This is a genomic window from Tatumella sp. UCD-D_suzukii (genome assembly GCF_000611875.2).
Lineage (GTDB): Bacteria > Pseudomonadota > Gammaproteobacteria > Enterobacterales > Enterobacteriaceae > Tatumella > Tatumella ptyseos.
In genome coordinates this window covers 170,282-196,084 of sequence record NZ_JFJX01000067.1, presented here as the reverse complement: position 1 = coordinate 196,084, position 25,803 = coordinate 170,282, and the positions used below count along the sequence as shown (strand labels likewise).

Here is a 25,803-nt window from a genome sequence, read left to right as displayed (position 1 = left end):
ACCCTCTCTTAGCGAAAAGGATACCTATGTGTACTTTTAAAACTCAGGATGGCACGCAGATCTACTTTAAAGACTGGGGGACCGGGAAACCGGTCGTATTCAGCCATGGCTGGCCTCTGGACAGCGATATGTGGGATACGCAACTCAATTTTCTGGCAGATAACGGCTATCGTGCCATCGCCTTTGACCGTCGGGGATTCGGACGTTCCGGACAACCCTGGCAGGGTTATCACTACGATACCCTGGCCTCCGATATTCATGACTTACTGACTCATCTGGATCTGCAGGACGTCACTCTGGTCGGCTTTTCCATGGGCGGGGGGGATGTTGCCCGCTATATCAGCCATTACGGAAGCTCACGTATTGATGGTCTGGTTCTGCTGGGCGCAGTGACTCCGTTACTGGGGGCTAAACCTGATTTCCCTGAAGGCGTGGACGCATCCGTCTTCGGGAATATCCGCCAGGGCTTGCTGAAAGACAGAGCGCAGTTTATCAGGGATTTTGCGACTCCGTTTTACGGGGCAAATGCCGGGCAGACAGTGTCTGATGGCATACGGGCACAGACACTAAATATCGCCTTACTGGCATCATTGAAGGCAACGGTTGAGTGTGTCACGGCATTTTCTGAGACCGATTTTCGCCCTGATATGGCAAAAATTGATGTGCCGGCACTGGTGATCCACGGCAACAATGACCAGGTCGTTCCCTTTGAAACGACCGGTAAACTGGCGGCTGAAATGATTAAAAATTCTTCACTAAAGATTTATGATAATGCGCCACATGGCTTTGTCGTGACCCACGCACAACAACTGAATGATGACCTGCTGGCGTTTCTGCAGACACTGTAATCCGCACAGAAAAGGCCCTCGTTGTACAACTGCCTGAAAAGAGGGCCTTTGACAAGCACCGTGCCCGTTGCCGGTGCAGATACACCGCTGCCACGGACAGCGAGTCAGTGGTACCCGTACAGAGTCGCAGACAAATATCAGTATTCTTCTTTATCACTTTCTGCGTAGGCGACTACCGCCCGGGTGTCTGAGCCCCGGGCAGTCGCGTCAGGCGACGTCCCGTGTCACCTGCCCGTCATGCAGGACAACGTTCAGACTGCCGTCCCAGAACTCAACGATAAACACATCGCTGCGCTCGATATTCAGGTTTTCGAGTTTTGCATCCAGCCACTCTTCATCTTTATTTAAAATTTCCAGTTCCGAAGTTCTTGGACGGCCATCTTTCATCAGGATAATTGAAGGCATTTTACTGCCCTCACACACCACAGATAGCGAACCGCTCGGCTCGATCTGTGCATAACGTATCTCCTGGAAGGAGTGGATCCCCTGGGAATGCAACTGTGAAGCTACATTGATAATATCGATTTTATTGCGTCTGCGCAGGATGTTATCCATCAGGAACTTACCATTTTTGATGATAGGGATCGGCTCACCGATAGTAAACGCCCGGAAAAACCAGATGTGTTTACTCACCCAGTTCAGCAGTGAAATCAGCATCACGCCGATCAACAGCACAAGAATATATTGATGCATCGGAATAGCATCACTGTAGATCACCCCCCCGATGATCCCCCCCAGCACAAAGTTACCGATAAAATCTACCGGCGTCATTTGGGACAGTTGCGTTTTCCCTGAAAAGTTAAGGTGTGAAATCACTACCACAAAACCGATCACGAATTTCAACAGAACAATTGCATAATATTCCATAGTCACATCCCGTAGTAAAAACAGCCTATAAAACCTGTGGTTTCTGCAAGCTGCCTTTCATTACAACCCACCGAAAACAACAAAACAAAAAATAAACATTTTGATTACATTTCATCTCACCGGAACCTTTACTTCTTTTCACCCCGGTAAAGCGTTCCTGCTGATACTTTTACCTGCCCTGCTAACAGACGTCAATCCTGACTGCCTGGCGTAAAAATAAAAAATCACAATCTTATCCCTTGATCATTTCCCCGCCCCGGGAAATACATATTTCACCTCTATAAAGTCACATTTAAAAAAAAGTGACTTTATATTTAACCGGAACGGCATGTTATCAATATCCGTAGATCGTCAGATATTTATTATTAATAAAATATTCGGGATATTTTATGACTAATATTTTGGAGATAATGAATAAAACACCCGTCCTGAAGGCACGACCTTACAAAACCTCTGAAAGTCCTGGTCAGGTCTTAACGGACAATAAGATAAAAAATAAGGGTATCCCCCCGCGGCTATTGCTGTTCTATATTGCCCCGGCCGCAGTGTCTGCCGCAGGCACAGGTTGAGGACGCTCCCGTTTTTTACTGAGTAACACCATTCCGAACAGTAACATCAGAAACACAATACCGGAGATGGCGAAAAACACGGTCCGGTAACCTGCGTTATCAAACAGGATCCCGATCGGCGCAGACAGGAAAATAATCCCTATGGAACTGGCAATCTGGAATCCCACCAGAAAGATCGTCGAAGAGAGCCGTTTATCAAAATTGGCGACGCTGTATTTGAACACAGCAATCACACACAGCGGCACTTCTATCGCATGCAATAACTTCACCAGCGAAATAATATAAGGGTTAACAAACAGCGCGCAGGACAGGATCCGCAGCATCATAATCACCACCCCCAGCAGTAACGCATTCTTAGGGCCAACCCGGTTCACAAAGAAGGGGACCACCAGCATACAAAGTGCTTCCAGAATGACCTGGAACGAGTTGAGATAGCCGTAAACACGTGTGCCGACATCATGAGATTCAAACAGGCCGGCATAAAAGACCGGGAACAGTTGCTGGTCATAGATATTATAAAAAGACCAGGTCCCGACAATAAACAGCACGAAGATCCAGAAATTACGATCTTTAAACACCGCGAGGAAATCCTCTTTTTTTACGCGGCCTTCCCCGGTCGTCACACAATGCTGAGGCTGAAATTTCGCCCGGGAATTGATCGCTATAAACGCGAGACCGAATAACGACACCAGCCAGAAATTGATATGAGGATTAATACTGAAAAAGATACCGGCAAAAAATGCCCCGACGGCATAACCGAAAGACCCCCAGGCACGGGCAGTCCCGTATTCGAAGTGAAAACTGCGGGCCATTTTCTCGGTGAAGCTGTCCAGCAGACCACTACCGGCCAGATACCCCAGCCCGAAAAAGAGTGACCCCAGCATCAGGCCCGCCGAAAAGTGGCTACGCAGCAGCGGCTCATAAATATAAATCATAAACGGCCCGGTCAGGATCAGCACGATCCCCATACACCAGATCAGCGTTTTCTTCAGGCCGAGTTTGTCCTGAATAATGCCGTAGACCACCATAAACAGCATACTGGTGAACTGATTAACGGAGTACAGCGTCCCTAATTCAGTGCCTGTCAGCCCCAGGTGACCTTTCAGCCAGATGGCATACAGCGACCACCACAATGACCAGGAAATAAAAAAGAGAAATGAGTAACCGGAAGCAACACGGTAGTATGCATTTCTGAAGGGAATATTCAGCGTCATAATCACCTGCCTGTCGTTAATGAAATGGAAATCCTGTCCATGGGAAGCGCGGTTTTCCTGTTACTTTCCCTGAGCCAATGCCTGTCGGCGGGGCAGTGCCGTCATCGCCCCCTTTGCTGTTACCGCCAGCGCACCACACCACTGGGCCTGGTCGATCATTTGTTGTAATTCTTCTTCATTCTCCGGAAAGCCTTTTGCCGCCAGCCAGGCCAGTAAGCCGGCCACAAAGGCATCCCCTGCACCGGTACTGTCGATACAGGTCACCGGCATGCCCGGGAAATGACGGACGTTCCCCCGGCAGAAAACCTCAACCCCTTCGCCTCCCCGGGTGACCAGTAACAAGCGGATATCATTTCCGGTCGCCAGCGTGCGGATAACCTGATCGCTGAGCGGCTCTCCGGTGATAAAGGTGAGTTCTTCTTCTGAAAGTTTGACGACATCGGCAAGCTGCAGCGCCTGTTGCAGGCACTGGTGTAATCGTCGGGTATCCGGCCAGAGATCCTGGCGAATATTCGGGTCAAAACTGACAAAGCCGCCGGCATGCCGTTGTGCTGACATCGCGGCCAATGCACTACTCCGCGAGGGTTCAGCCGATAAGGCAATCGAACAGAGATGTAACCATTCACCGCGATGCCATCGGGGCAGATCGGTTTTTTCCAGCATCAGATCAGCGGACGGACGAACCATAAAGGTGAATGACCGTTCACCCTGTTCAAGCGACACCAGTACGGTCGACGTCCGGTGCCATTTATCCTTAGTCAGGTAAGCGGTATCCACGCCCTCTGCCATCAGTGTCCTTTGCATCAGCGCACCAAAAGGATCACTCCCCACCCGGCCGATAAAGCCACTGCGGCCACCCAGCCTGGCGATACCGACAGCCACATTGGCCGGTGCTCCTCCGGGGCACGGCAGCAGCCGGCCATCGGCCTCCGGTAACAGATCCACCACCGCATCCCCTAACACCCACACATTAACTGACATGTTTTTATCCTGTGCTTATCCTGCATAAGCACATTGATAAACTGCTTTATCCGAAATACGTTGCGAATTATCGGCAATATGCATATTCGATCACAAATCCGGGTGGTTAACGTTAACATTTGCGAATAACATCACAAAAAGCACACTCAGCGGCTTTATCTTTGTCATGGTTAACGTTAACAATCAGGTGAATTTACTGAATCAGGATAATGAATATGACTCAATCCCGTCCGGATAAGGCGCAGAAGGCGCTTGAAGAGCTTTGCGGCCGTCGCGGTGACACCTTTTACCCGCATTACCACCTCGCCCCCCGGGCGGGATGGATGAATGACCCCAACGGACTAATCTGGTTTAACGACCGCTACCACGCGTTTTATCAGCATAATCCGTTAAATGAGAACTGGGGAACTATCCACTGGGGACATGCGACCAGCAAAGATATGGTGCACTGGCATCATGAACCTATCGCCCTGGCGCCGGGCGACAATGAAGATAAGGACGGCTGTTTTTCCGGCAGTGCCGTCAACGATAATGGCGTTCTGTCGCTGATCTATACCGGCCATGTCTGGCTGGCAGGGGAAGGCAATGATGCTGAAATCCGTCAGGTACAATGCCTGGCCACCAGCCGGGACGGCGTACATTTCGAGAAACAGGGGGTTGTGTTAATGCCTCCGGAAGGCATTATGCATTTTCGGGACCCGAAAGTATGGCAGCAGGATGGCAACTGGTGGATGGTGGTCGGGGCGAAAACCCCGGACAATACCGGGCAGATCCTGCTTTACCGTGGCCGTTCGTTACGTGAATGGACCTTTGACCGCGTCCTCGGTCAGGCCGGTGACGGTGAAACCTATATGTGGGAATGTCCGGATCTTTTCGGACTCGGAAAACACCATTATATGATGTTTTCCCCCCAGGGGATGTCGCCGGAAGGTTACCAGAAACGTAACCTGTTCCAGAGCGGGATCATCCCGGGTCAATGGTCTCCGGGGAGTGATTTTATCCCCTCAGGCCCTTTTACCGAACTTGATAATGGCCATGATTTTTACGCCCCGCAAAGCTTTACGGCCAGTGACGGCAGACGTGTAATTATTGGCTGGATGGATATGTGGGGATCTGTTATGCCTTCCAAAAAGGAAGGCTGGTCCGGCTGCCTGACGCTGGCCCGTGAACTCTCCGAACGTGAAGGTAAACTGATCCAGCGCCCGGTGCGGGAAGCCGAAACGCTGCGCGGGCCACATCAGGGGATCGCCGCCGGGGAAATCACCGAAACGTGCGTATTACATGAGAACGCACAGGCGGTGGAAGTCACGCTGGAGTGGGATCTGCGGAAAAGCGATGCCGAACATTACGGACTCAGGCTCGGGAGCAGCCTGCAGTTATATGTCGATAATCAGGCGGGCCGGCTGATACTCTGGCGTCACAGCCCGGAAGAGCATATTGATGGGTATCGCAGTATTGCGTTACCTCCGGAGGAGTCGCTGTCCCTGAGGATTTTTCTGGACATGTCTTCCGCAGAAGTCTTCGTCAATGATGGCGAAGCAGTGCTCAGTAGCCGGATCTATCCGCGGCCCGGAGAGCGACAACTTACCCTCTACGCTGCCGGTGGTAAGGCCAGACTGATGACGGGCGCTCTCTGGTCACTGCGTTAACCCTCCTCAGGCGGAATAGCGGAGCAGCTGCGGGCAATGAAGGCGCTTGCGGCTGCCCTCGCTACGTCCTGAGGGATACGGATCCCTTTCGCCAGCAGCACCTGTAACACGCGGTCCCGGGTGTCCGCCCGGACAGAAACAGAGTTATTCATCACCCGGGAAACGGTCATCATTGAGACGCCCGCAAGACGCGCAAACATCTTTCAGTGAAGCCATATTTTACCCGCTGACCGCAAAAACGGTACTGTAGCAATCCCCTCCCATCCTGTCCCTGCGCTATCCCTGAACCGGGAGATTGCTCTCTGTCCCGGCAAAGAGGCTGGCTTACGGCGTTTAAACAACCCCACGACAGATGATGGATTCAGACAGAGAAAAGCGGTAAAAGGTACCTGTTACATTATCTCTATGAAATAGCTGGGAAAACTAATATCCGGAAGCCTTATTATATTCTCACATCTTATCCATGGAGCAGATGATCCCCCGATAAGAAATAGCCGGTATTAAGCAATATAAACCGATATGTTAAACGCCTTTTTAAGTCGCCATCATGACAATTTCGGTGACACTTTTTAAAAATACGACGAAGCTCGATGGCCTGCCAGGTGGCTGTCCCTGCTGCGAGGAATGATATACAGACCCGGCATTGGAACAGATATGATTTAATCCGGACCTTGACTCCGCACACGACAATTATCCGCCGAATTCACTGATGTTTGCGTCATTTTAAGGCCAATGAATGATTGTTCTGACGTAGCCTTTCAGATCCCCTTCCCCGGATTTTAAGGGCAGCTTCCCGGAGACAGGTCGGCGGCATCGCTTTCCCCGCCAGTGAGTATGAGTGACCTCATCAGACCCCTTAGAGAAAAGTATTATTCAGACGATAGGCCCGGCGCCAGGCAACCGCTACGCACGGTTCTGTGAAAAAATTACCTTTTCTGACTCCACGGGAAAACCGTTACTGGCTCTGCGCCATGTTGTCAGGCAGCCGGCATCGCATGCTCAGTTAGCAAACAACATATTGCTAAATTATAAAAAAAGTGTCATTTTATAAATGCATTTAAAGCATAAAATGGATATTTACGCTTCATTGACAAGGATATGTCATGATTTTTGGTGCGAATCTGGCGCGATACCGCGCATATCTTACTCTGCTGACATTACTACCGCTGTTTGTGTTTGCAGCCCCGGTACACCCTGTGTCTTTGAAGACACCCGTTCCCGGCTCTCTGCAAGCCCTGAATGCGGGTGACAAGTCATTGACTCATCAGCAGGTGCTGCCTCCATCTGAGCAGTCCCTGACTCCGAATGCACCCGACATTCGCCTTTCTCCGCCTCCCGGCAGAGTTAGCCATATGATTTTCTCTCAGGATCCGTTTGCTATCAGCCCACGCCGGGCGGTACGCAGTTTTAACGGTGAGCGCACGCTGAACGCCGATCGAAGCGGGTGGATACATAATGATATCCTCCGGGCTATGCCGGTTGCTGCACAGCAACGCTATCTGAGCGTTGATTACGGCGAAATGGGTAATAATGGCACACAATATCTGGCAGGTAATCCCCTGGCCGGTGGCGCGATTGGTATTCACGGTTCGGCATTTAAAAAAGGCGATGACCTTTTTTCCGCGGTGCCATTCTACGGACCTGAGGGTTTCGAAACTAACCCTATGTCACTCAGTGCTGACTTCAACCTGTAAGACTAAGGCAGAGATGCAAATCAGACCCTGATTAATGGTTTTTCTTCCTGAATACCCCGGAGGGGATACGGGAATGCTTCACCCATGGGTTTCAACCTGAAACGGTATGAACCCAATATTAACCCACAAAAAATAAAAGGACTTATCTATGAAAGTATTGTTCATGGCTTCTGTATTAACCGCCTGTCTGGGAATGAGTACGCAAGTACTGGCAAGTGATCAGACGGTTTCTTTGGGTTATGCGCACAGTAACATTAACATGGGCATAGACATGGGCATGGAGGGTATAAAAAACCTTAACGGAGTGAATGTAAAATACCGTTATGACTGGGGTTCACCACTGAGTGTGATAAGTTCATTCACGTACCTGAACAGCAATACTAAAAAATCTTTTGATATGGGCGATATTGTTAATATAAATATGGATGTTAAATATTTTTCTCTGTCTGCCGGCCCCGCATACCGGTTAAACTCCTGGCTGAGTGTCTATGGTCTGCTCGGGATTAATTATAATAAATCCCACGCAACTTCTACCTGGGAAAGTATTACCGGCTCGAATCGCAGTACCGATCAAGATCTACAGTCAACCAAAAAGTCCCTCATGTATGGTGCTGGTGTGCAAATAAACCCGATTGACAATATTGCCATTGATATTGGCTACGAAGCTTCCTCCGTTAATGTTACCGATAAAAAATTCACGACTAATGGTTTCAATATTGGCGTAGGCTATCGGTTCTGATTTGATACATCCCGGTCACTGCCGGGATGTTGATTTTTTTATTCCCTGATTTTATAACCGCCTGATAGCGGGATCAGGGAATAAAAAATTAATTACACTGAAGAACCAGGTTATTTAGCAAAGAAGCTAGTATGCCCCCCTGCCGTGCTATCTTCAATAAAAAAACAGGCTGATGACAGTGATGGCAGATATTACATGTTACAGTTACCACCGGGAACGATATAAACCCAGTATCAATTCCCCGGACTTTGGCTCCCGTTAACGGAACTTCAGTAATTATCCCCGCCGCCAGTATAGAGAACCATTAGCGCGCCCCCGTAAAACCACACCTTGATCGTCAGCCAGTTTTAGTTAAGCGTTACAGTGTGAAGTAACCCAATGTTCAAAAATAATTTGGGGCGTACTATCCAGAGGTTGCTTTATGCTCAGGGAGGTATCATGCCACAACTGCTTCGCATCATTCTTATACACTCTCATCTGACTGGTGTGGTTGAAATTCAACTGGATCAACATACCAATATTTGTGGAACAAATGCTTCCGGAAAAACGACACTTCAGCGCCTCGTGCCTGTTTTCTACGGCGAACAGCCTAATAAAGTTGTACCAAGAACGCGGAAGAAGTTCGATGACTTTTATCTACCCTGCAGCAACAGCTATCTCATTTATGAATACCAGCGTGAAACAGGTGATAACTGCCTGGTGGTTTTAACACGTAAACACGGAGGAGGTATTGAATATCGTTTTGTTAGCGCGCCTTATCATCCTGATTTTTTCCTCCGCTATACGGAAAATGGCGTGGAAGGTTTAAGTTATAGCGAATGGTCTGTCGGGATGCGTAACCGGGGAAATATATCAGTTTCAGCCAGAATAGGCTCAACGACGGAATACCGCAGTATCATCCAGAATGATATAGCGTCATTACGCAGTAATGCGACAGAGACGATAAGATTACGTCGTTTAGCTGCATCATTTAGTCTGGTAAGTGGTCCCTGTAAGCTACGACATATTGAGAAATTAGTGAGTGCTGTTCATGCCGGTGAAGGAAAAATGGAAACACTCAAAACCATGCTGGCAGCAATTTTTGCCGATGATGGCGTGATCCTTCCTCAAACCAAAGTAAAAAGCGGCTTTGCGCGGGAATGGGTCCAAAAAATGCGCCAGTCGCTACGTTACGAAAAACTGCAACAGGAATTTGAACATTTACATCTTCTGGGGTTGAAACTGGATGATACCGCGGCGCATTTAGCTGCACTTCAGCCTCAACTTAGAAATGATGAACAAATTCAGAAACAGATAAAGGCAGATGTAGAACAACGGCTCATTCAACGACGAAGAGAAACACTCCAACTGGAGGATTGCTTTAGCCAGGAAAGTCATGAACTGAACGATCAATTAAGTAAAACACAAAGTGAATTAAAAATAGTTCAGGCATGGTTGGGTCATGTTCAGGAAAAGAACGATCGTTATGAACGTAAAGATATCCGCCTGTTACAGACACACATGGACGAATTGCCCCAGTGGCGGGAGGCGCTTTGGGCTCAAAATGAGCAATATCGGCTAATGCAGGATCAGGCCGGTGAGCTTTCCCGGGTATTTGAACAACATAAAGCAAAACTAAATGACAGCTTTTACCGCCAGGATCGACTGACGCAGCAAAAAATTCAGGATTGTCAGCGAGAAAAAGAGAAAGTCAGGGACAAATTTGACCGCCAGAAAGAGATATTTCGGCAGTGCTTTGAAGAGCGAAAAAAACAGCAGGAAAAACACTACGATGAACAACTGGGGATTATCTCACACGCCCAAATAACTATTGGCATTGAGCTTAACCACTCCCGGTTAACCGCTGAAGAGTATGAAGATCGCCAGACTGCAGAACTACGCATTGAGCTGGCTCAGGAGCGTTCATTACAATTGAGCGATCAACGACAAAATATTCAGGAAAAACTGTCTGAAGCCCGTAAACAGCAAGATATTGCCGTAAAACAACTACATGATGCCCGCGCCGGCCTGCATCAGGTTGAAGAGAAATTACAGCAACTCCATCGCCAGTTGGATCCTGAACAGGGGACGTTACGCCACTTCTTACGTTCACATTACGAGAGCTGGGAGCTGAATTTGGGCAAGGTGCTGAGTGAACACCTGCTGGAGCGTAAAGATCTACAGCCTGAGCTGAGGAAACTGTCAGGTTCGCTATACGGCCTGCAACTGGAATTAAACGTACTGGATCTGCCCGATTTTGCGCAGGATGAAGTGTCAATTCGGCATCGTATTGATAAAGCTGAGCAAATCAGAGTACATGCTGAAGAAGTCAGAAAAACGGCAGAAGTCCGCCTGAAGGAGTACCACCAACATGTCAGGCACCTGCAATCGCAAGCGGACGACTGTGAAAGACAGTATCAACACCAAAATCAGGAAGTCAGTTATGCTCGTGATGCCCGTATTCGTTTGATTGCAGAACATGAGGCACTGGAACAAGAACGCCGGCAGGAAAAACGCGCCCGCTTAAGCGGATTAGAAAAAGCGCAGACTGAATTAATGCGCCAGAAAGAACAAGATCTCCATGCTTTAGCGGCCGAACATAATACGCAAATGCTGCAATGGAATAGCGACCTTCAATGTGAGCAGCAGCAACTTAATGAAAAGGTGGAAGAACTGTCCCTGCAGATAAACAAAAAACGTGCAGATGTTGAAGAGCAAATAAGAATATTCCAGCAGGCACTGGATAATGATTTGGCGAAGAAGGGTATTGATCCCCACGAAGGCCGGATACTGAGGGAGCGCATTGAAACACTCAAAAAAGATATTCAGGTGGTTGAAGATCGTCGGGATGAGCTGACCGAATGGAAGCGTTTTATCGAACTTGACTGGGAACAGCTGCGGCCTGAGAAACAGAAGCAGGAAGGCGATCTATCTCGGCACAAACGTGAGTTATTGCAGTCTGAACGCCAGTCAAAGGCGGAATATCAGAATAAAAAAGACAGGCTCAATGCTGAAAGAAAACACTATGATGCGCTGATGCGTCAGGCTGGTGAACTTGTTAGTCAGTTAAAGATGCTATCGGACCGATTATTGCCTTTGCCGCTGGCCGAAATTGTTCCGGCTGATCTTGATTCCGCTGCTGATATTCATGAACGCATGTCACGCACCAGCGATATGCTGGAGCAACATGCCAGGTTAACGTATACGCTGGAGAGCAAACTGACTGAGTTTAAATCACACTTTAATCAGGGAGCTGACCCTGCTTTCATGGAATTATTGGATTCTGAAATAGATAAATTACCCGCCCCTTCAGGAACCCGTCAGCAGTTGCCAACCCTTGAGAAACTACTTCAGCTTCTTAAAGATCAACAGCAGCAATTACTCGAAATGGGTGAAAACATCGGTGGCGATCTCAAAAAGTTCTTTGATGTTTTTAGTGACATTAATTACCGAATTTCACAACAAAGTCGGCGCTTGAGCGATGCGGTAACCGACGATTTACAGCTGGAAGGTATCAATAAATCAGAAGTTCGTATTTTATCGACCATCGACCAATTACGATTCTGGAAGCCATTAAAGCGCTTTGCAAAAAGCTATACTGACTGGCGATCGTCCGGCCAGCAATTTCCTCCTGAAAGCTATTTGAATGCTCTGATGGATGTAGTTGAACTGCTTCATACCGATGAGCGTTTTACTATGGAGTCGTTATTAAATCTCGAACTTCATCTCAATGAAGGGGGGGAAGATATTGTTATCAAAAATGATCGTCAACTACTGGAAGCTTCAAGCCACGGCATGGCCTATCTGATATTGTGTAAGTATCTTTTGGCGTTCACGCGTTTGTTAAGAGGAAAATCAGACGCCGTTATTCACTGGCCTGTTGATGAAATCGGCACGCTGGCCTACCACAATGTAGAGAAATTATTCATCGCCTGTAGCAATAATAATATTGTGATTGTCGGCGCTTTTCCGAATGCAGAGTCTGATGTGTTAATGCTGTTTAAGCATCGTTATTTGCTTGATGCCGATCAACTTAAGCCGACTCAGCGCAGGCTGAAAAGGATCCAGCCGAAAGTGAGCCGCCTCACTGCCCGACTCGCGCAGATAGACCAGGAGGCAATATAATGCTGGAATATGGCCCTCTCATCAAAAGACTACTGACCGGGGAATTTATTTGCCGTATCAACGACCCGGATGCTTATCGTCATTTACAGGATGAAAATACCCGACAAGCAATAGATAACTATTTGCGCCCCCTTAACTACAGAATTGTCAGTAATGAAACGCAATCGGTCTATTATGCAGGCTTTTGTGAGATGAATTACGATATCCGCAGCCAGCTAATGCATCAGTTTAAGGAGATCATATCTTCTCTGCTGCCTCTGCTTGAATGGTTGCAATTCATACATGAGACGCAAGGGCGTGAGAGTACGCTGACAGCTGGCGACTATATCAGAGTATCGGAAATAATGGCGAGTGTAGAGGATAATCAGAGCCTGCAGCAGCGCCTGGATCAGCTTTCCAGAGATCATTTTTTCAATTGTCGGAGTGACTCCATTGACCTTCAACTCAAACAAATTTTTCGACGTTTGAAAGAGCACGACTATGTCAGACAACCCAACGCCGAGCAGCAAATATTTATAGCTACGGGGAAAGTTGATTATTTGATCGACGTAATCCGCTTTATTCGTGATGAAGAGCATCTACCGGTTGAAGACATACCGCCTGTTCAGCAGGAACTTCTGTAATGGCACTGGCGATTTCTCCGGTATCCGGTCTGTTTAAAAACGGTGCTGACCGGTTAGCATTGTTAGGGAAACACCATCACGCCTTAATGAAGGGCTATATCGATGGATTTATTGATGAAACGGTTTTTAGCGATCAGGCATTAAAAAAGTTGATTGCTGCACGTATTTTATGGCGTCCTGATGAGCAACAGCCACTTATGCTGCGCCCGCTGGTGAGTGAACTTATCGCCAGCATGGTTGCTGATGAGAACCGACGGCAGATTAATGCGGATGTGGCAGAAAAGTTGGAACAAATCCGTAATAAGGTACAGGCCTGGCGCGATGCTTATTATAAAGGTGATTATAGTATTGCTGAACGGGAAATGCAGAGATTAACTGAACTCGTTCACGATCTCAGTGGACAGTTTGAAGAGGCCATCGACAGCCTCTGGCACCGCCTGAATAATGATTTCGGTTTCGTCAGCAGTCTGAATGAAAAAATTAATGAGAATGCGCGGGCGCAAAACCAGGTCCGTCGGTTACTTGATGGACTGGATTTAATCGTTTTCCATGAATTGATAGAGTTTGCCGAAAATAGTAGCTCACTTCGTAAATTATTAGTGAGTCAGTTACAGTTACGAGTCAGTCTTCACCATAGTTCATTACTGGCCGTTCAGCAGCGTCTGGTGGATCTCATGGCTAAATTTCGCCAACAGCAGTCACGCACATTATTAGTGACTAATATGGCTGCATTTTTTCGTCAACATCCACAGTATCAACCGGCCAGTTACCCAGAATGCCGGGAAGTACCTGACGAATTCAATATTGCAACGCCACTTTCACTGCAAGTCTCCATTCCGCTCGACAGTCCCGTCTATCGTCAGATGCTGGCGGAGATGTTACTCACATTACCCCCCGTATCGGTGATATCTCCGCCTCTGCCAAAAAATGCGGGCCCGGTAATATCTCCGATTGATGAGGAGGTCGCTGCCCGTCAGGTTGTTCTTAAGATGGACGTTGAGGATTTTTATGTTTTCGCTGCCGGGCAACCCGGACCAGTGAGTGCGCTAAATTATCTGACAGAAAGTCATCTGAACTGGGACAGTGAGATATGGCTTTATCAGGTAATTACGGAATATCAATCATTGCCGTTAGCGGAGCAACCGCGTTTTTGGCTGCGTAATGAAGAGTATCAGGCCAGTCCGGTAAATGATGTACGTGTTATATCGGATGTGAGTATTGGGATCAGGGTAAAATGATCGAAGCAGAATCACTATCGTATAATGCACTCATCTGGCTGAAAAAGCTTGATCATCGCCTGAAAGCTAAAAAGTGCGAGAAGAAGAAAACCGTCGGTAAAATCGTGATACAGGTTTTACGTTGGTGTACTGCACAGGATTTGATCCCGGCTAACTGCTTGTTACTACCTGATTTCATTTTCACAATGCCATTGCTTAACAAAATTTCAGAAGTACAACAGCGGCTCAAACAAGCAAATTTTCGTGATGATATTAGCAATAAAAATCGTATTGAGAGTGCGCAGTTAAGCGATCAGGAAATAAAAACGGCGGGAATTCGACCACAGCAACATCGGGTACTGCTGCGGCTTAATCAGCCCTCAACAGACACGTTAGGGATATCTATAGAGGTTATTGATACAGATTGGCGAAATATTCCACTGACGCAGTTCGATGTTCTTATCGTAGTGGAGAATCAGGATTGCTTCTACCATCTGGCGCTTTTTGATTATTCTCAATGCAATTTCCATTTACCGCTGATTATTTACCGTGGCGACCGGACATATAGCAAAGGGGCTGTTGCATTAAAACGTCACTGGTTAAAAATCGGAAAATCAGCGATCTATTTTGGCGACTTTGACCCGAAGGGAGTGAGTATTGCGATGAAAGAGGGTTATAGATTTATGTTATTACCTTCACAAGATATGGTGATAAAAAAATCCTCTTCTGCTATGTTCCCGGATGTACAGTTAAAGTTCTTACCAGAATTGTTAAAAAATAAGATACATTCTGATTTTCATCGCTATCTGTTGATTTTGGAAAGACATAATGCACTAAGGCAACAGAGAATGCAGGGTGATAGGCTATACGCGATACCTCTGTTTGAATCGCCAAAAATCATCCGGAATTCCTGAGTCATTGGTCACATTGATCATCATATTTCTTTGGTGGCATCTGATCACCCGAATCCTGCCGATGCTTACTGTTATAAAACACCTCGAACTAATAAAAATACTACTGCAGGATATTTCCCGTGATCCGCAGACATTTTTCTTTATCCATTCATGCCTGAATCGCTGAAAAAACTTCTGCTACTGTGTTCGACATGCAGAATATATTTCCTGAAGGAGGTCGCTATACCTGAACCCCGTTTTTCTTAACACCAGAATATCGCCATCCTGAAGTCCGTTGAAGCCGTTCGCACTGAGAAAGATGTCTGCCGGGAAACTGGTATTTCTGAAGCCACCTATTATAGACGGAAATCAGTATATGGCGGTATACTTACGCCTCCATATTACATTAGTGGGTAGGTCGGAAATCCAGTTTCTGCCCTACGGCTCACTTTTATATTAATAATGAAACGTTCATTCAAAAACAGGCTGCATGGGCTTCCCTTTGTAAAATAATATCCTAAAAACCACCTAAGAATAAAATGAGAATATTAAAATTTTATGAAGGGAAATCACCGGAATATAATTCATTCGTAATTTCTTTTCTCCATTTCACCGTTATCCCTTAGATAATACTTCCCGCTATTCATTCGAAAATACAAGCCTGTATTTTTACTGTACACCACCATCATCAGAGAATTTTTATCTATGCAATTTATCTCTGTTTTCATATCATCAAAGCAGAGTCTGTCATTACCATCGGTTTCTTTATATCCCTCACCGAAGTCCCAGAAAATGACAGAATAAAAACCATCTTCATCGGGTTTAGGTATGTCAAACTTCTCTTTAAGCATCCCTCTGTTTTTCAGCCACCAATGAATCCTCCCCTTTTCTGTTACCGGAAAATCTCTCACCAGAATATCGCTATAGTGATTACGCTGGTGAACAGCCACGATCCCGATGGGACGCAGACTCAACCATAGGACGTACCCCGCTAACACGCAACCAATCAGTAATACTGCAAAAATAAATTTCTTATTTTTAATTAACATTGCGCTCACCCATAATATCAACAGTAGCTTCCATATTGGTCATATAGGGTTTAAAGCCAAACTGATTGTATCTCTGGAGAACAAACCAAATTCGAAATAAATGGAACTGATTGAACTTTTTATTCAGTATATCATCACGTTCAAGACCAAAGTGATCCTGTACCTTATAGTGTACAACGGCCCGGTAACAGTTATTATCAATCTGCAATGACCTTAGGGTGATGTGCGTTGCCCAGGTGTCATGAACAGTGATACCCATTCCATTAAAATTATCCGGTAACCTATCAAACTTTGGTAATTTACCACTTAGCACCGCATCTCTCAGATTCTCTGTATTTTTTCGTGGAAAATATTTATTTTTCCAATCGATATTTGTACTAAAAGCTTCTTGTAATAATAAGTACGTACTATTTTTTGTTTTATCCTGAATAATCTGTTCTTTCAATGCCCTGTTCAGTGACACATCACTGAAAGGTCTGCCGTTTCCTTTCTGCATGTGTGTGATCATCTTTTCTATCAGATGCTTGTAGGGGCCGTACAAGGAAAATTTATGGGATAACAAGCGGAATTCATCAAAAAGTATCGCGGCAGATTGCTGACGAGTAATCTCTTCACCCGGGCCACGCAGATTACAGCAAAACGCGGACTGAGGACGATCCATTAAGGAACGCATGGTGAGTATCCAGGGATCAATCCGATCGGAAATGTAATCAAGCCGGTACTGAGACTTTAACTGTCCTTCCGTAAGATCACCGTAGCGCATATCGCTTGCGCTATAGTCGTCCATCCTTTTTTGGGTTTTAAACAATACAAAGGGAAATTGTAGTGCATTCATTGTGACACATTCCTTGTGCAATGAGGTGTATAAAAATCATACAACATGCAGGACTGGAGTGTAAATACTGTATACCCCCCTGTTATCCATCTTTGACATATTTTTGGCAGAGTGCAAACAAGAAGTTGCAGGCTCTCGGCCCACTGTCAACACACCACGTTATATTTTTCAGGCTAACGAGAATACTCTGCACCTGCATCTTTTAGCTCTTTTTTTGTTGCACCCTGATAACACCCAGCCCCTCTCCCCTGTCTTTGATAAAAAGGAAGAGCAAAAGGACTGAAGTACACGTCTGCCAAAGACCATGCTCCAAAACGGAAACTACCTTAGTAATACTAATCTCTGCGATGCAGCAGCATTTAATCCAATTAATAAAAAAGCCAACGCCCGGCTTTTGCTGATTCAACCAACATTCGGAGTGTTAAAGGCTTTGGTTCAATATCCGGAACTTTTTGGGAACGAGGACGCAGAAAATTAGGCAGAAAACCTTTTTCATAGGGCCAGTACACTATAAAATCAAATTTACTATCATCTACATTAAATTGTTTAAAATAGTCATTCATGATTTCATCACCCGTCTCTCTTGCCCAGGGATACTTTCCTGTTGAAAGACTCGTTTCCAGAGTTAATTCTGGCTTCACTTTAGAAAAAAGCGGTTTACAATTATAGGTATTGTCATACCACTCCAAAACAGCATTTTCCATCCCGGAATTTACCATAACGTATTACCTTGCTTTGTAGTGAGCTTATACTTACAGGACATTTTCGGATTATTTTAGTCATATCCTTTATTACAAATAATATTCCATAGAAGGGTATCCAGTGGCTTGCCAGGTCTCACGGATTATTAACGTAGCTAAACTTCAGACTTTGAATACTCTCCGTTGTAAGGTTCGGCCAACGATTCACCTTGAAATTGAAGTGCTATTTGCTTATGAAGTCCTGGCATCATAGTCACATTGATTAGTTTTCGTCTTACATGATCATAGACGATTTGAATTTTTGTATTTCCCCAACCAAATCCCACTCTTCATTTAACACTTTCAGAAACCGGAACCGTTGAAAAAGCCATACAGGTTTTTAATCCGCAAGAACGCTTCACTCCACGTGGATCTGACAGGAAAGGAACACGCCAATGTGGTGCCGTTGAGATTTTTACAGTCCATATTACTTTATTGATGAACTGAAAATGAACACTGTCATCCTCTGAGAAAGCATTTTCAAATATGCCTGATGCGTATTCACCGCCAGGATGGGCTATCTCAATAATGCCAGACTCACGGCTGATCAGGGTTATGATCAGCGATTCTTCAAACAGAACATCATCGGTGGTAAAGATTAAATATCTGTCATCATCCACCCGGAAAGCCGCTTCCAGCTCCTTTCCCTGCACCACTATATCCGAGGGGTTCCCTTCAAAATAAACTTCTGAACGCGCTTGTGAGAACCTGTTCTGCGCAGAACGTTCAACCAGGGATAATGTGCTGAGTTGTTGCATTATTACATCCAGAAGTATCCCATTTCCCAGGCGGTAAGCGCGACGCGGGTGGTCACTGCAAAAAAACACTGTTTGCATCCAGAATTGCCGCGCCACAACACTTCCGCATGACTGATGTAAATAGAACAGGACAAATGCTTTCGACGCTGTTACTGAGCCAGGGATATCATCCTCATCTCATTCATTTTTAATGATATTAGAGTTCTTATCTAACGTGTATCTGCCCTCGTAAGTAGCAAAAATAATATCATCATTATGATACTTCCTGACAGCGAATACAGCATTCTTATCGATGCAGTTTACTTTCGTTTTCATATCATCAAAACAACGCCTGTCATATTTTCCTTCTTCCTGGTATCCGTCTCCAAAAAGCCAGAATATAATAGTGAAGTTGCCTGACGATGAAGGTTTCGGGATATTATATTTTTCTTTCAGCAGATTTTTATTTTTCCGCCACCAGTTTATTTTCCCTTTATCCGTTAATGGGAAGTTTTTAACTAAAACAGAGGCATGATTATCCTCTTCATGAACAGCAACGATCTCAACCGGACGCAGACACAACCAATACCAGTAGCCAGCCACTACACAGCCAGCCAGCAAGAGTAAGGCCATCGATTTCTTATTCTTTACTTTCACTGGCGGTCTCCGGTAACTTCTATGGTAGCTTCCATATTGGTCATAAAAGGTTTAAAACCAAACCGGTTATATCTCTGTAATACAAACCAGATACGAAAAAAACGTAACTGGTTAAATCTGAGTTTAGAAATATCGTCAACATCAAGGCCAAAGTGGTCCTGAACTTTATAATTCACCATAGCCCTGTAATGGTTACTATTAATCTTCAGCGATTTCATAGTGATGTATGTCGCCCAGGTATCATGAACAGTGATGCCCATTCCATTGAAATTATCCTTAAACCGGTCAAACTTAGGGAGTTTACTGTCTGTTATCGCCCTCTTTAGTCCCCCTTTTTCACTAACGGGATAATATTTATTATCCCAGTCAATATTTTTACTAATAACTTCTTTTAATCGTGCGAATGTACTGTTCTCTGTCCTGTCATTAACAATATGCTCCTTCAGCGCCCTGTCCAGGAGCATACTACTGAAGGGTGAACCGTTTCCGTTTTGCATATGGGTGATCATCTGTCCGATAAGATGTCTGTAAGGGCCATATACAGAAAAAAATTGTGACAGGTGACGAAATTCATCAAACAGGATCCCAGCGCACACCTGCGGGGTAATTTTCTCACCCACCCCACGGGAGCCATAAAACATAGACTGGGGTTGATGAAATGGAGTAATTTTCGTCAGAGTGTAAGGGTTAACCCTGGCTGAGATATCGATGAGGTGATAATCCGTTTTTAACTGTTCTTCAGTTAAATCTCCATAGCGCATATCTCTGGCGCCGTAGTCGTCCATCCATTTTTGGGTTCTGAACAAGGTGAAGGGAAACTGTAGTGCAACCATCGTGACACACTCCTTGTGTTATCGTCCGGCAGGGTTTTCACAGTGAATAATATGCCGCGACTGACTGTAGTGTAAATCCTGCAGTGTCACTTGTTCGTGATTTTCAGATTCCTGCAGGAAGCTGCACCGGGCAGTACATAGTTATACAATTAGCGAGAGCCCCGACATAACGTTAGCCGGATTGGGCCATTACTCTCTTCTGAGTACCGTAACGTATAATTGCTGTTACCCGCAGTTACAGACACCGGGCGGAAGCATATTTCCCTGCAACACCTAAAGCCTGAACCGACGCCAGGAGCTGACTGTTTTAAACGTCCGGGGTGCAGGGGCTACTCAAAGAGGAAAATAATACTGTTAGAACTCGTTGGCATTAATCATCGCTCCATGTCAGGTGGCTAACGAACCACTGGCAGGCTATGGGCTTAAGACCAATTCCCTCACCTGAAACCTGATAAATCATGTCGCTACTCTGCAAAGATAAGCCGGGATAACTAAACCAGTACCTTCAACCCATGCTTCTGCACCACGGTCAGCAGCTTCAGCGCTACTCCACCAGGACGCTTTGCACCACTTTCCCATTTCTGCACCGTTGACACACTGGTGTTCAGGTAGCTGGCAAAAACGGGCTGGCTCACGTTGAGCTTCTCGCGCAACGCCTTAATCTCAATGGGTTGAAGCTCATCCACGTTATTAAGGCACGCTTTATCAAAGTTACGCATCGTTTCCTGCGGGATAGCATCGACGCTGAATAAACCGGAAGCCGCGCTATGGATAGCCTCAAATGCAGGACTCCTGAATTTACTTTTTGCAGTCATGGCAAATCTCCACCAGTTCTTCACTCTTTATCAGTGCCGTAATCTTCTTATCAGCAAGGGCAGCGTAGTGCTTTGCTAATTCACGGAATCCGGCCAGTTCGCGACTATCAATGTTTGCCTTATCCTGTTTGGCGTAAAGGAACGTGTAAAACCAGTGCTCCCCGCCTTTCGCCAGAATAATGGCGCGATCGCGATTCTGGTTCAGCCGTTTCCTGTAAACTCCCCCGCCGGGGTCGTCAGCCTTACCTTGCATTGCCGCTTCGACAGTCTGGCATAACTCACTATCCTGAATTGCGTGCGATTTAGCTGCCTTGCTGAACCATTTAGTTTTGAATACGCGCATCGGGCTGACATCCTGTTACCTTAACTATAGCACCTGGTGCAAGACTACTCTTTTTTTACTGATGAAAAATGATCTCCGCCAACAAAATACCGGCATACTTTTAGTCATGTCTATGTGCTGCTAATGACAGCCAGCCAATGCTTCCGGTATCAGGATAATGCGAGTGGTTTGCGGGAATGCTTTTGAGAGGACCTAAACGGCTGGAGGGTTACCTGATGTTTGGTCCGGTAGCATTTTTCAGCCACCGCTTTTATTGCTGAGCCCCTCCCATACAGGTATCCTTTTAACCCTGCACGCTAAAAGGATATGGCGCATGGATATGATAGAGAAGCCCGACCAAAATACATCTGATGAGGTTATTTCCTGGTATGAGGAAAACTGGAATAGCCCTGTATTCCCCTTTTTCCGAAAACCAAAACTCACCCCGGAGACCAGCCTGTCAACGGGTAAATACCCCTGGGCATGGGAAGACGCTGAGGACATCCTGGTAGAATACTTTGAAAAATTTAAGGTCGAACGCCGGAATTTCTCATTTATAAAATATTGGCCAAACGAAGAAACATTCATGCCTCTGAATTTTTTGAGAAAAAAAGAAAATAGATTTCATTATGTTGAACCACAGCCGCTCACTATTGAAATGCTGGTGGCTTCCGCAAAAGCGGGCTATTGGATTTATGATTAATGGGGCTATGGCTCTCATCGTATAAATTATGCAGTCGTTCTCTCGTTCAGGGCATTCTGCATTTAATGGTAGCACCGGAGTTAAGTCTACTTCTGTAAACCTCAAAGTCCATAGCTGCCTGAAAAAACACAGAGATGCTTACAATGACTCTTTATTTATATGAAGCTGTTACACCATCCAGATATCCCTGCGCAAATGCAGCATGGGGACTTTTATGACGAACTGTGCCAGCCTGACTTTCATGTAAAGAATCCAGATCGATGTTGAGCTTTTCATCACGATTCATGCCTGCCTGGTAGCCTTTCTCATATGCGCAACCACAACATCTGTGACGTCCAGCACCTCCCTGATCGTCCGGAAGCGCCTCAAAAAAATCCCAATAGCGATGTTGATCATGGCAACTCGACATAAGCCCTCCTTAAGATTCAACGAGAAACACGTTGAATGTAATATGCCAATAAGGTGCTATTCAAGATATTTTTTAAATAAAATAAACTGATTATGATCTCACTAAATATAGGCTTGAAATCCCCTGTCAGGGGTATAGCTAACTATAGGAACTTCACAGTTTATCTACGTGTCACACATAACCACTTCTTATCAGACTGTTCGTGTATCGTTAGAAACGAGAGCGAAGCACTAACAGGATCAAATCTGTAGTTACAGATACGTTACTGCTCAGGAGCCATGTAAAGCCCCCCATCGGGATTAAATTCGGGTATTCAATCCTGTTTTGCTGTGAAGATGGGGATGCTGTTACATCTGCTTTATTCAAGGAACTATATTAAAGGTTGAACCGGTAAAGGATCACTACAGACAGCCTTATCGATAGATTAAATCAGATCGAATCAGATACAAAGCAAAGCCTGGTCTGGCGCGGATTTCAGGTACAAAAAAGCCGCTTGTGAGCGACCTGATTTGCATACCTGATGCAAAGTCCGGACTTGGATAATACATTTAATGACATGATATTAAATAATAAATATATCCGCATAATATTTTGCGATCAAAATACACACACCATTCAGACAGTTCTCTGGGTTCGGTTCCGTACACCAAATCCAAACCGTAATAGTGCAAGGTTATTTATTAATATTATGGCAATGCGATCTCACAATATTGAACTCAATGATTGATCTACGCCAAAACTATACTTTGTCTCACCAGCATAAAATCAAGGGATTATCACACAACCTAAGTAAAAGGATGTACAAATGCCAATTCCTGCTTATATGTGGCTAAAAGACGATGGCGGCGCAGATATAAAAGGTTCTGTTGATGTGCAGGATCGGGAGGGGAGTATAGAGATTATTGGCTTATCTCATGGTTTATCCCTGCCAGTAGACACCGCGAACGGTAAAATTACTGGCTCACGTCAGCATTCAGCGATGATGATTGAGAAAGAGATAGATAGTTCGTCTCCGTATTTTCAGCGGGCTGTGGCTACTGGTCAAACATTGAAGAGTGCAGAAATTCGGTTTTATCAGATAAACGATGCCGGTCAAGAGGTTTGCTATTACATAATCACCCTGGAAAACGTGAAAGTGACGTCTGTTAATACATCAGTTCCTAACGTTAAAACATCAAGCTCACAGATAAATCATGTTGAAACTGCAAGCCTTCAGTATGAGAAAATAACCTGGCGTTATGTTGATGGGAACGTCCAATTCTCTGATGCGTGGAACGAAAGACTCACGGCTGGGTAATAGCCATGCGCCGCTACACGCGGCGCATTTTATGAGTAACTATCCTCGCCATTTTTTGATGATAAGCGAAAAAAATCTTGACAAACAAAAACAGAAAAATAAAGAAATGAAAATTGTTATTAAAAAATTTATATAGAAATAAATGTTATCTACTTCTTCAGCATAAATATTCCCATGTATAAATTCTGAAATATCATTGGCGGTATTAATGCTTATTACATCGTAATAATAAGGTGATGATAACTTTCCGATAACAAAAACAACAAAAAAAAAGATGAATGTTTTTAGCAACCTACGGGCAAGTATTGGCATTGATATAATCATTAGCAATCACCTCTATTTGTCCGTAAGCCATCATACCTTTCATGCAAGTAACAGGAACCTTTGCTGTTCGAAGTAAAGCATTTCTCAGAAGTCCGTAATCAGTATCATGCATCAGAGTGATACAACCTTCCGATATTCTGCCCGGGTGCAACCTGAAATGGCCCCGCCATACATTACGGATCCACATTCCGTCATTCACATTCCCCCACGCATCAGGATACAAGGCGAACCATTCGCTATGTTTGAAATGTGCCCCATAGATATGTTTATTAATCAGATCGCGGCTTACTTCATTCAATCGGGAGTAAGAAATCAGACGTCCTTGTGGTCTGTCAACTATCCAGTATCTGCCTGGAGGGACCGGCCCTTGAGAAGGATACATTGAACATCCAGGGTGATTCATATAGCTACCGCTGCCGGAAAACGCCATGAATGTTCCCACGCCGGGAAAGATTAAAGGGGCCACCTCAGCTCCGTTGAGAATAAATTTTCCGTTTAAAGCCACTGAATTTCCTTATTAAAGGCCATGTTCAGTGATGATAGCGCCTAATGTGAATAAAAAATTTGCGTTACAGCAAATGCTGGCGTAACACCCTTCCGGCTGAACGTTTCCCACTGTAGTCGCATAGTGAATTTGGCCACCTAAATAATTTATATATCACATACAAAATACCTGCCCTACCCCCGATCAATGCTCTCCTCTGAACACCTCTTTCCTGTGCCATTCCACAAACTGCTCACCCGGATGGTTATCCCTAACCGGTGGTAGCGCGATCGTCTTCCCTGAAAAATCCCGGAACAATTGCTGCACCATCCCACCGCCATTAACCGCATCTGAAACCACAACACGCATATTTTCATCCAGACCAATCGAGCCTCGATCAAACGCTTTATGATGGATTGCGCACAATGCCAGGCCATTAGGTACTTCACAAGGGCCATGGTGCTGCTTCCATCTGATATGGGCAGCTTCCAGAGCAATCGGCGCATTATCGTGGCGCATGTTAAAGCCACAGATAGCGCACTGATAATTGTAAGCACGTAGCACCATCTGGCGGAACTTCGGATCGCGTTGACGGAGAGAGGTGCGAATATCAAAACCCATCTCGTCAGCGATATCTTCCTGAATACTGGCCGGGAAATGCGCCTCCAGAAGCTGCTGTGCCAGCGTATCAATTAACCTGTGATTTTTTGCCACCAACACAAAATTATCGGCATCAAATCCACCCGCGACATTATATTCTATAAGTTCACGTCGGGGCGGCTGGCGGCTACCATTGGTTGAGCACAATTCCGCGTTTTGTAGTTCCCAGAAGCCATCGCCCTTCAGACGCCAGAACGGCATGTCCGGGCGCTGGTCACGGCGCTGCGGTCCATAACGTTCCAGGAGATCCAACAGGGGCTCGTAGATTTCAGAACCATAGTTAAACAGGCGATCATGACCCTGCCGATAGCGTGAGAGGACGTGCAGCAGCAATAATGGCTTATGTGGCGCACGCTGTTCACCTTTGCGCCAAATAGTAATATTTGATATCGCTTGCTTTAGAGTTTTGTCAGAGGTCATTACGTTGAAGAATCCATGAGCACATGTTTGCGATGATGCTCGCAACCATATGTACATTCAAGGGATTATTGCAGATATCCTTTTTGCCTGGCGGCTCTGTACCTGCCATATAGAATTCTG

24 protein-coding genes and 2 pseudogenes are annotated in these 25,803 nt (G+C 45.6%); 11 read left to right on the top strand and 15 right to left on the bottom strand.

Going from position 1 to position 25,803, the window contains the following annotated elements; genetic code table 11:
- The first annotated feature begins 26 nt into the window (after positions 1-26).
- Positions 27-848: an alpha/beta fold hydrolase gene (locus CG67_RS16015; protein ID WP_025903945.1), complete on the top strand. Its 822-nt coding sequence runs from the start codon at positions 27-29 to the stop codon at positions 846-848.
- Between the two features lie 207 nt (positions 849-1,055).
- On the opposite strand, the gene CG67_RS16010 is transcribed toward CG67_RS16015, so the two are convergent.
- From CG67_RS16010 to CG67_RS16000, 3 genes are all read right to left on the bottom strand, one after another.
- The gene (locus tag CG67_RS16010; protein ID WP_025903944.1) at positions 1,056-1,715 is read right to left on the bottom strand and encodes a DUF421 domain-containing protein; all 660 of its coding nucleotides are present in this window, start codon (positions 1,713-1,715) and stop codon (positions 1,056-1,058) included.
- Between the two features lie 526 nt (positions 1,716-2,241).
- Positions 2,242-3,498: an MFS transporter gene (locus CG67_RS16005; protein WP_025903943.1), complete on the bottom strand. Its 1,257-nt coding sequence runs from the start codon at positions 3,496-3,498 to the stop codon at positions 2,242-2,244.
- A 60-nt stretch (positions 3,499-3,558) separates the two neighbouring features.
- Positions 3,559-4,479: an aminoimidazole riboside kinase gene (locus CG67_RS16000; protein WP_025903942.1), complete on the bottom strand. Its 921-nt coding sequence runs from the start codon at positions 4,477-4,479 to the stop codon at positions 3,559-3,561.
- A gap of 215 nt (positions 4,480-4,694) precedes the next feature.
- Here CG67_RS16000 and CG67_RS15995 point away from each other — a divergent pair, with 215 nt between their 5' ends.
- Positions 4,695-6,128, top strand: a complete 1,434-nt coding sequence (locus CG67_RS15995; RefSeq protein WP_025903941.1) for a glycoside hydrolase family 32 protein — start codon at positions 4,695-4,697, stop codon at positions 6,126-6,128.
- A gap of 95 nt (positions 6,129-6,223) precedes the next feature.
- On the opposite strand, the pseudogene CG67_RS18445 reads toward CG67_RS15995, so the two are convergent.
- Positions 6,224-6,344, bottom strand: a pseudogene (locus tag CG67_RS18445) (LacI family DNA-binding transcriptional regulator); the annotation flags it as partial.
- Between the two features lie 887 nt (positions 6,345-7,231).
- Here CG67_RS18445 and CG67_RS15985 point away from each other — a divergent pair.
- From CG67_RS15985 to CG67_RS18610, 7 genes and pseudogenes are all read left to right on the top strand, one after another.
- Positions 7,232-7,822, top strand: a complete 591-nt coding sequence (locus CG67_RS15985; RefSeq protein ID WP_025903939.1) for a ShlB/FhaC/HecB family hemolysin secretion/activation protein — start codon at positions 7,232-7,234, stop codon at positions 7,820-7,822.
- 148 nt (positions 7,823-7,970) lie between these two features.
- Positions 7,971-8,561, top strand: coding sequence for an Ail/Lom family outer membrane beta-barrel protein (locus CG67_RS15980; protein WP_025903938.1), 591 nt, complete (start codon positions 7,971-7,973; stop codon positions 8,559-8,561).
- A 438-nt stretch (positions 8,562-8,999) separates the two neighbouring features.
- Positions 9,000-12,665 carry an ATP-binding protein gene (locus tag CG67_RS15975; protein ID WP_025903937.1) on the top strand — a complete coding sequence of 1,222 codons (3,666 nt, stop codon included), beginning with the start codon at positions 9,000-9,002 and terminating at the stop codon, positions 12,663-12,665.
- Entirely contained in the window at positions 12,665-13,288 is a 624-nt protein-coding gene (locus CG67_RS15970) for a hypothetical protein (protein ID WP_025903936.1), read from the top strand. The genes CG67_RS15975 and CG67_RS15970 overlap by 1 nt, the downstream gene beginning before the upstream one ends.
- Positions 13,288-14,526 carry a hypothetical protein gene (locus CG67_RS15965; RefSeq protein ID WP_025903935.1) on the top strand — a complete coding sequence of 413 codons (1,239 nt, stop codon included), beginning with the start codon at positions 13,288-13,290 and terminating at the stop codon, positions 14,524-14,526. Before CG67_RS15970 ends, CG67_RS15965 begins: the two co-directional genes overlap by 1 nt.
- Positions 14,523-15,419, top strand: a complete 897-nt coding sequence (locus CG67_RS15960; protein WP_025903934.1) for a Wadjet anti-phage system protein JetD domain-containing protein — start codon at positions 14,523-14,525, stop codon at positions 15,417-15,419. The genes CG67_RS15965 and CG67_RS15960 overlap by 4 nt, the downstream gene beginning before the upstream one ends.
- A gap of 255 nt (positions 15,420-15,674) precedes the next feature.
- Positions 15,675-15,785, top strand: a pseudogene (locus CG67_RS18610) (transposase); the annotation flags it as partial.
- Between the two features lie 197 nt (positions 15,786-15,982).
- Here the strand turns inward: CG67_RS18610 and CG67_RS15955 are convergent.
- The 8 genes from CG67_RS15955 to CG67_RS15920 form a co-directional block, all read right to left on the bottom strand.
- Positions 15,983-16,447: a DUF943 family protein gene (locus CG67_RS15955; protein WP_025903933.1), complete on the bottom strand. Its 465-nt coding sequence runs from the start codon at positions 16,445-16,447 to the stop codon at positions 15,983-15,985.
- A complete protein-coding gene (locus CG67_RS15950; protein WP_025903932.1) occupies positions 16,437-17,282 on the bottom strand; it encodes a YPO3983 family protein in 846 nt (281 codons plus the stop codon). Before CG67_RS15950 ends, CG67_RS15955 begins: the two co-directional genes overlap by 11 nt.
- A gap of 368 nt (positions 17,283-17,650) precedes the next feature.
- Positions 17,651-17,986, bottom strand: a complete 336-nt coding sequence (locus tag CG67_RS15945) for a DUF1493 family protein (RefSeq protein ID WP_235501147.1) — start codon at positions 17,984-17,986, stop codon at positions 17,651-17,653.
- A gap of 326 nt (positions 17,987-18,312) precedes the next feature.
- Positions 18,313-18,780, bottom strand: a complete 468-nt coding sequence (locus CG67_RS15940) for a hypothetical protein (protein WP_025903930.1) — start codon at positions 18,778-18,780, stop codon at positions 18,313-18,315.
- 177 nt (positions 18,781-18,957) lie between these two features.
- On the bottom strand, positions 18,958-19,416 hold the full coding sequence (locus tag CG67_RS15935) for a DUF943 family protein (RefSeq protein ID WP_025903929.1): 459 nt from the start codon (positions 19,414-19,416) through the stop codon (positions 18,958-18,960).
- Positions 19,413-20,249: a YPO3983 family protein gene (locus CG67_RS15930; protein WP_025903928.1), complete on the bottom strand. Its 837-nt coding sequence runs from the start codon at positions 20,247-20,249 to the stop codon at positions 19,413-19,415. Before CG67_RS15930 ends, CG67_RS15935 begins: the two co-directional genes overlap by 4 nt.
- Before the next feature lie 491 nt (positions 20,250-20,740).
- Entirely contained in the window at positions 20,741-21,064 is a 324-nt protein-coding gene (locus CG67_RS15925; protein ID WP_025903927.1) for a DNA-binding transcriptional regulator, read from the bottom strand.
- On the bottom strand, positions 21,048-21,407 hold the full coding sequence (locus CG67_RS15920; RefSeq protein ID WP_025903926.1) for a type II toxin-antitoxin system RelE/ParE family toxin: 360 nt from the start codon (positions 21,405-21,407) through the stop codon (positions 21,048-21,050). The genes CG67_RS15925 and CG67_RS15920 overlap by 17 nt, the downstream gene beginning before the upstream one ends.
- A gap of 313 nt (positions 21,408-21,720) precedes the next feature.
- On the opposite strand from CG67_RS15920, the gene CG67_RS15915 reads away from it, so the two are divergent.
- Positions 21,721-22,089, top strand: a complete 369-nt coding sequence (locus CG67_RS15915; protein WP_235501146.1) for a DUF1493 family protein — start codon at positions 21,721-21,723, stop codon at positions 22,087-22,089.
- Between the two features lie 151 nt (positions 22,090-22,240).
- Here CG67_RS15915 and CG67_RS15910 read toward each other — a convergent pair whose 3' ends face one another.
- Positions 22,241-22,498, bottom strand: a complete 258-nt coding sequence (locus CG67_RS15910; protein WP_025903924.1) for a hypothetical protein — start codon at positions 22,496-22,498, stop codon at positions 22,241-22,243.
- A gap of 805 nt (positions 22,499-23,303) precedes the next feature.
- Between CG67_RS15910 and CG67_RS15905 the strand changes: the two genes are divergently transcribed.
- Positions 23,304-23,795: a type VI secretion system tube protein TssD gene (locus tag CG67_RS15905; RefSeq protein ID WP_025903923.1), complete on the top strand. Its 492-nt coding sequence runs from the start codon at positions 23,304-23,306 to the stop codon at positions 23,793-23,795.
- 292 nt (positions 23,796-24,087) lie between these two features.
- On the opposite strand, the gene CG67_RS15900 is transcribed toward CG67_RS15905, so the two are convergent.
- Both CG67_RS15900 and CG67_RS15895 read right to left on the bottom strand, forming a co-directional pair.
- A complete protein-coding gene (locus CG67_RS15900; RefSeq protein WP_025903922.1) occupies positions 24,088-24,624 on the bottom strand; it encodes a DUF2778 domain-containing protein in 537 nt (178 codons plus the stop codon).
- A 183-nt stretch (positions 24,625-24,807) separates the two neighbouring features.
- Entirely contained in the window at positions 24,808-25,683 is an 876-nt protein-coding gene (locus tag CG67_RS15895) for a phosphorothioated DNA-binding restriction endonuclease (protein WP_025903921.1), read from the bottom strand.
- Between the last annotated feature and the right edge of the window lie 120 nt (positions 25,684-25,803).

Bases quoted from the DNA above. Each gene is read 5' to 3' on its own strand.
- CG67_RS15925 (WP_025903927.1), bottom strand. From the start codon at position 21,064: ATGACTGCAAAAAGTAAATTCAGGAGTCCTGCATTTGAGGCTATCCAT.
- CG67_RS16015 (WP_025903945.1), top strand. From the start codon at position 27: ATGTGTACTTTTAAAACTCAGGATGGCACGCAGATCTACTTTAAAGAC.
- CG67_RS15995 (WP_025903941.1), top strand. From the start codon at position 4,695: ATGACTCAATCCCGTCCGGATAAGGCGCAGAAGGCGCTTGAAGAGCTT.
- CG67_RS15915 (WP_235501146.1), top strand. From the start codon at position 21,721: ATGGATATGATAGAGAAGCCCGACCAAAATACATCTGATGAGGTTATT.
- CG67_RS15895 (WP_025903921.1), bottom strand. From the start codon at position 25,683: ATGACCTCTGACAAAACTCTAAAGCAAGCGATATCAAATATTACTATT.
- CG67_RS15910 (WP_025903924.1), bottom strand. From the start codon at position 22,498: ATGTCGAGTTGCCATGATCAACATCGCTATTGGGATTTTTTTGAGGCG.
- CG67_RS15930 (WP_025903928.1), bottom strand. From the start codon at position 20,249: ATGGTTGCACTACAGTTTCCCTTCACCTTGTTCAGAACCCAAAAATGG.
- CG67_RS15950 (WP_025903932.1), bottom strand. From the start codon at position 17,282: ATGAATGCACTACAATTTCCCTTTGTATTGTTTAAAACCCAAAAAAGG.
- CG67_RS15905 (WP_025903923.1), top strand. From the start codon at position 23,304: ATGCCAATTCCTGCTTATATGTGGCTAAAAGACGATGGCGGCGCAGAT.
- CG67_RS16010 (WP_025903944.1), bottom strand. From the start codon at position 1,715: ATGGAATATTATGCAATTGTTCTGTTGAAATTCGTGATCGGTTTTGTG.
- CG67_RS15970 (WP_025903936.1), top strand. From the start codon at position 12,665: ATGCTGGAATATGGCCCTCTCATCAAAAGACTACTGACCGGGGAATTT.
- CG67_RS15980 (WP_025903938.1), top strand. From the start codon at position 7,971: ATGAAAGTATTGTTCATGGCTTCTGTATTAACCGCCTGTCTGGGAATG.
- CG67_RS15965 (WP_025903935.1), top strand. From the start codon at position 13,288: ATGGCACTGGCGATTTCTCCGGTATCCGGTCTGTTTAAAAACGGTGCT.
- CG67_RS16000 (WP_025903942.1), bottom strand. From the start codon at position 4,479: ATGTCAGTTAATGTGTGGGTGTTAGGGGATGCGGTGGTGGATCTGTTA.
- CG67_RS15940 (WP_025903930.1), bottom strand. From the start codon at position 18,780: ATGCAACAACTCAGCACATTATCCCTGGTTGAACGTTCTGCGCAGAAC.
- CG67_RS15975 (WP_025903937.1), top strand. From the start codon at position 9,000: ATGCCACAACTGCTTCGCATCATTCTTATACACTCTCATCTGACTGGT.
- CG67_RS15920 (WP_025903926.1), bottom strand. From the start codon at position 21,407: ATGCGCGTATTCAAAACTAAATGGTTCAGCAAGGCAGCTAAATCGCAC.
- CG67_RS15985 (WP_025903939.1), top strand. From the start codon at position 7,232: ATGATTTTTGGTGCGAATCTGGCGCGATACCGCGCATATCTTACTCTG.
- CG67_RS15960 (WP_025903934.1), top strand. From the start codon at position 14,523: ATGATCGAAGCAGAATCACTATCGTATAATGCACTCATCTGGCTGAAA.
- CG67_RS16005 (WP_025903943.1), bottom strand. From the start codon at position 3,498: ATGACGCTGAATATTCCCTTCAGAAATGCATACTACCGTGTTGCTTCC.
- CG67_RS15945 (WP_235501147.1), bottom strand. From the start codon at position 17,986: ATGGAAAATGCTGTTTTGGAGTGGTATGACAATACCTATAATTGTAAA.
- CG67_RS15955 (WP_025903933.1), bottom strand. From the start codon at position 16,447: ATGTTAATTAAAAATAAGAAATTTATTTTTGCAGTATTACTGATTGGT.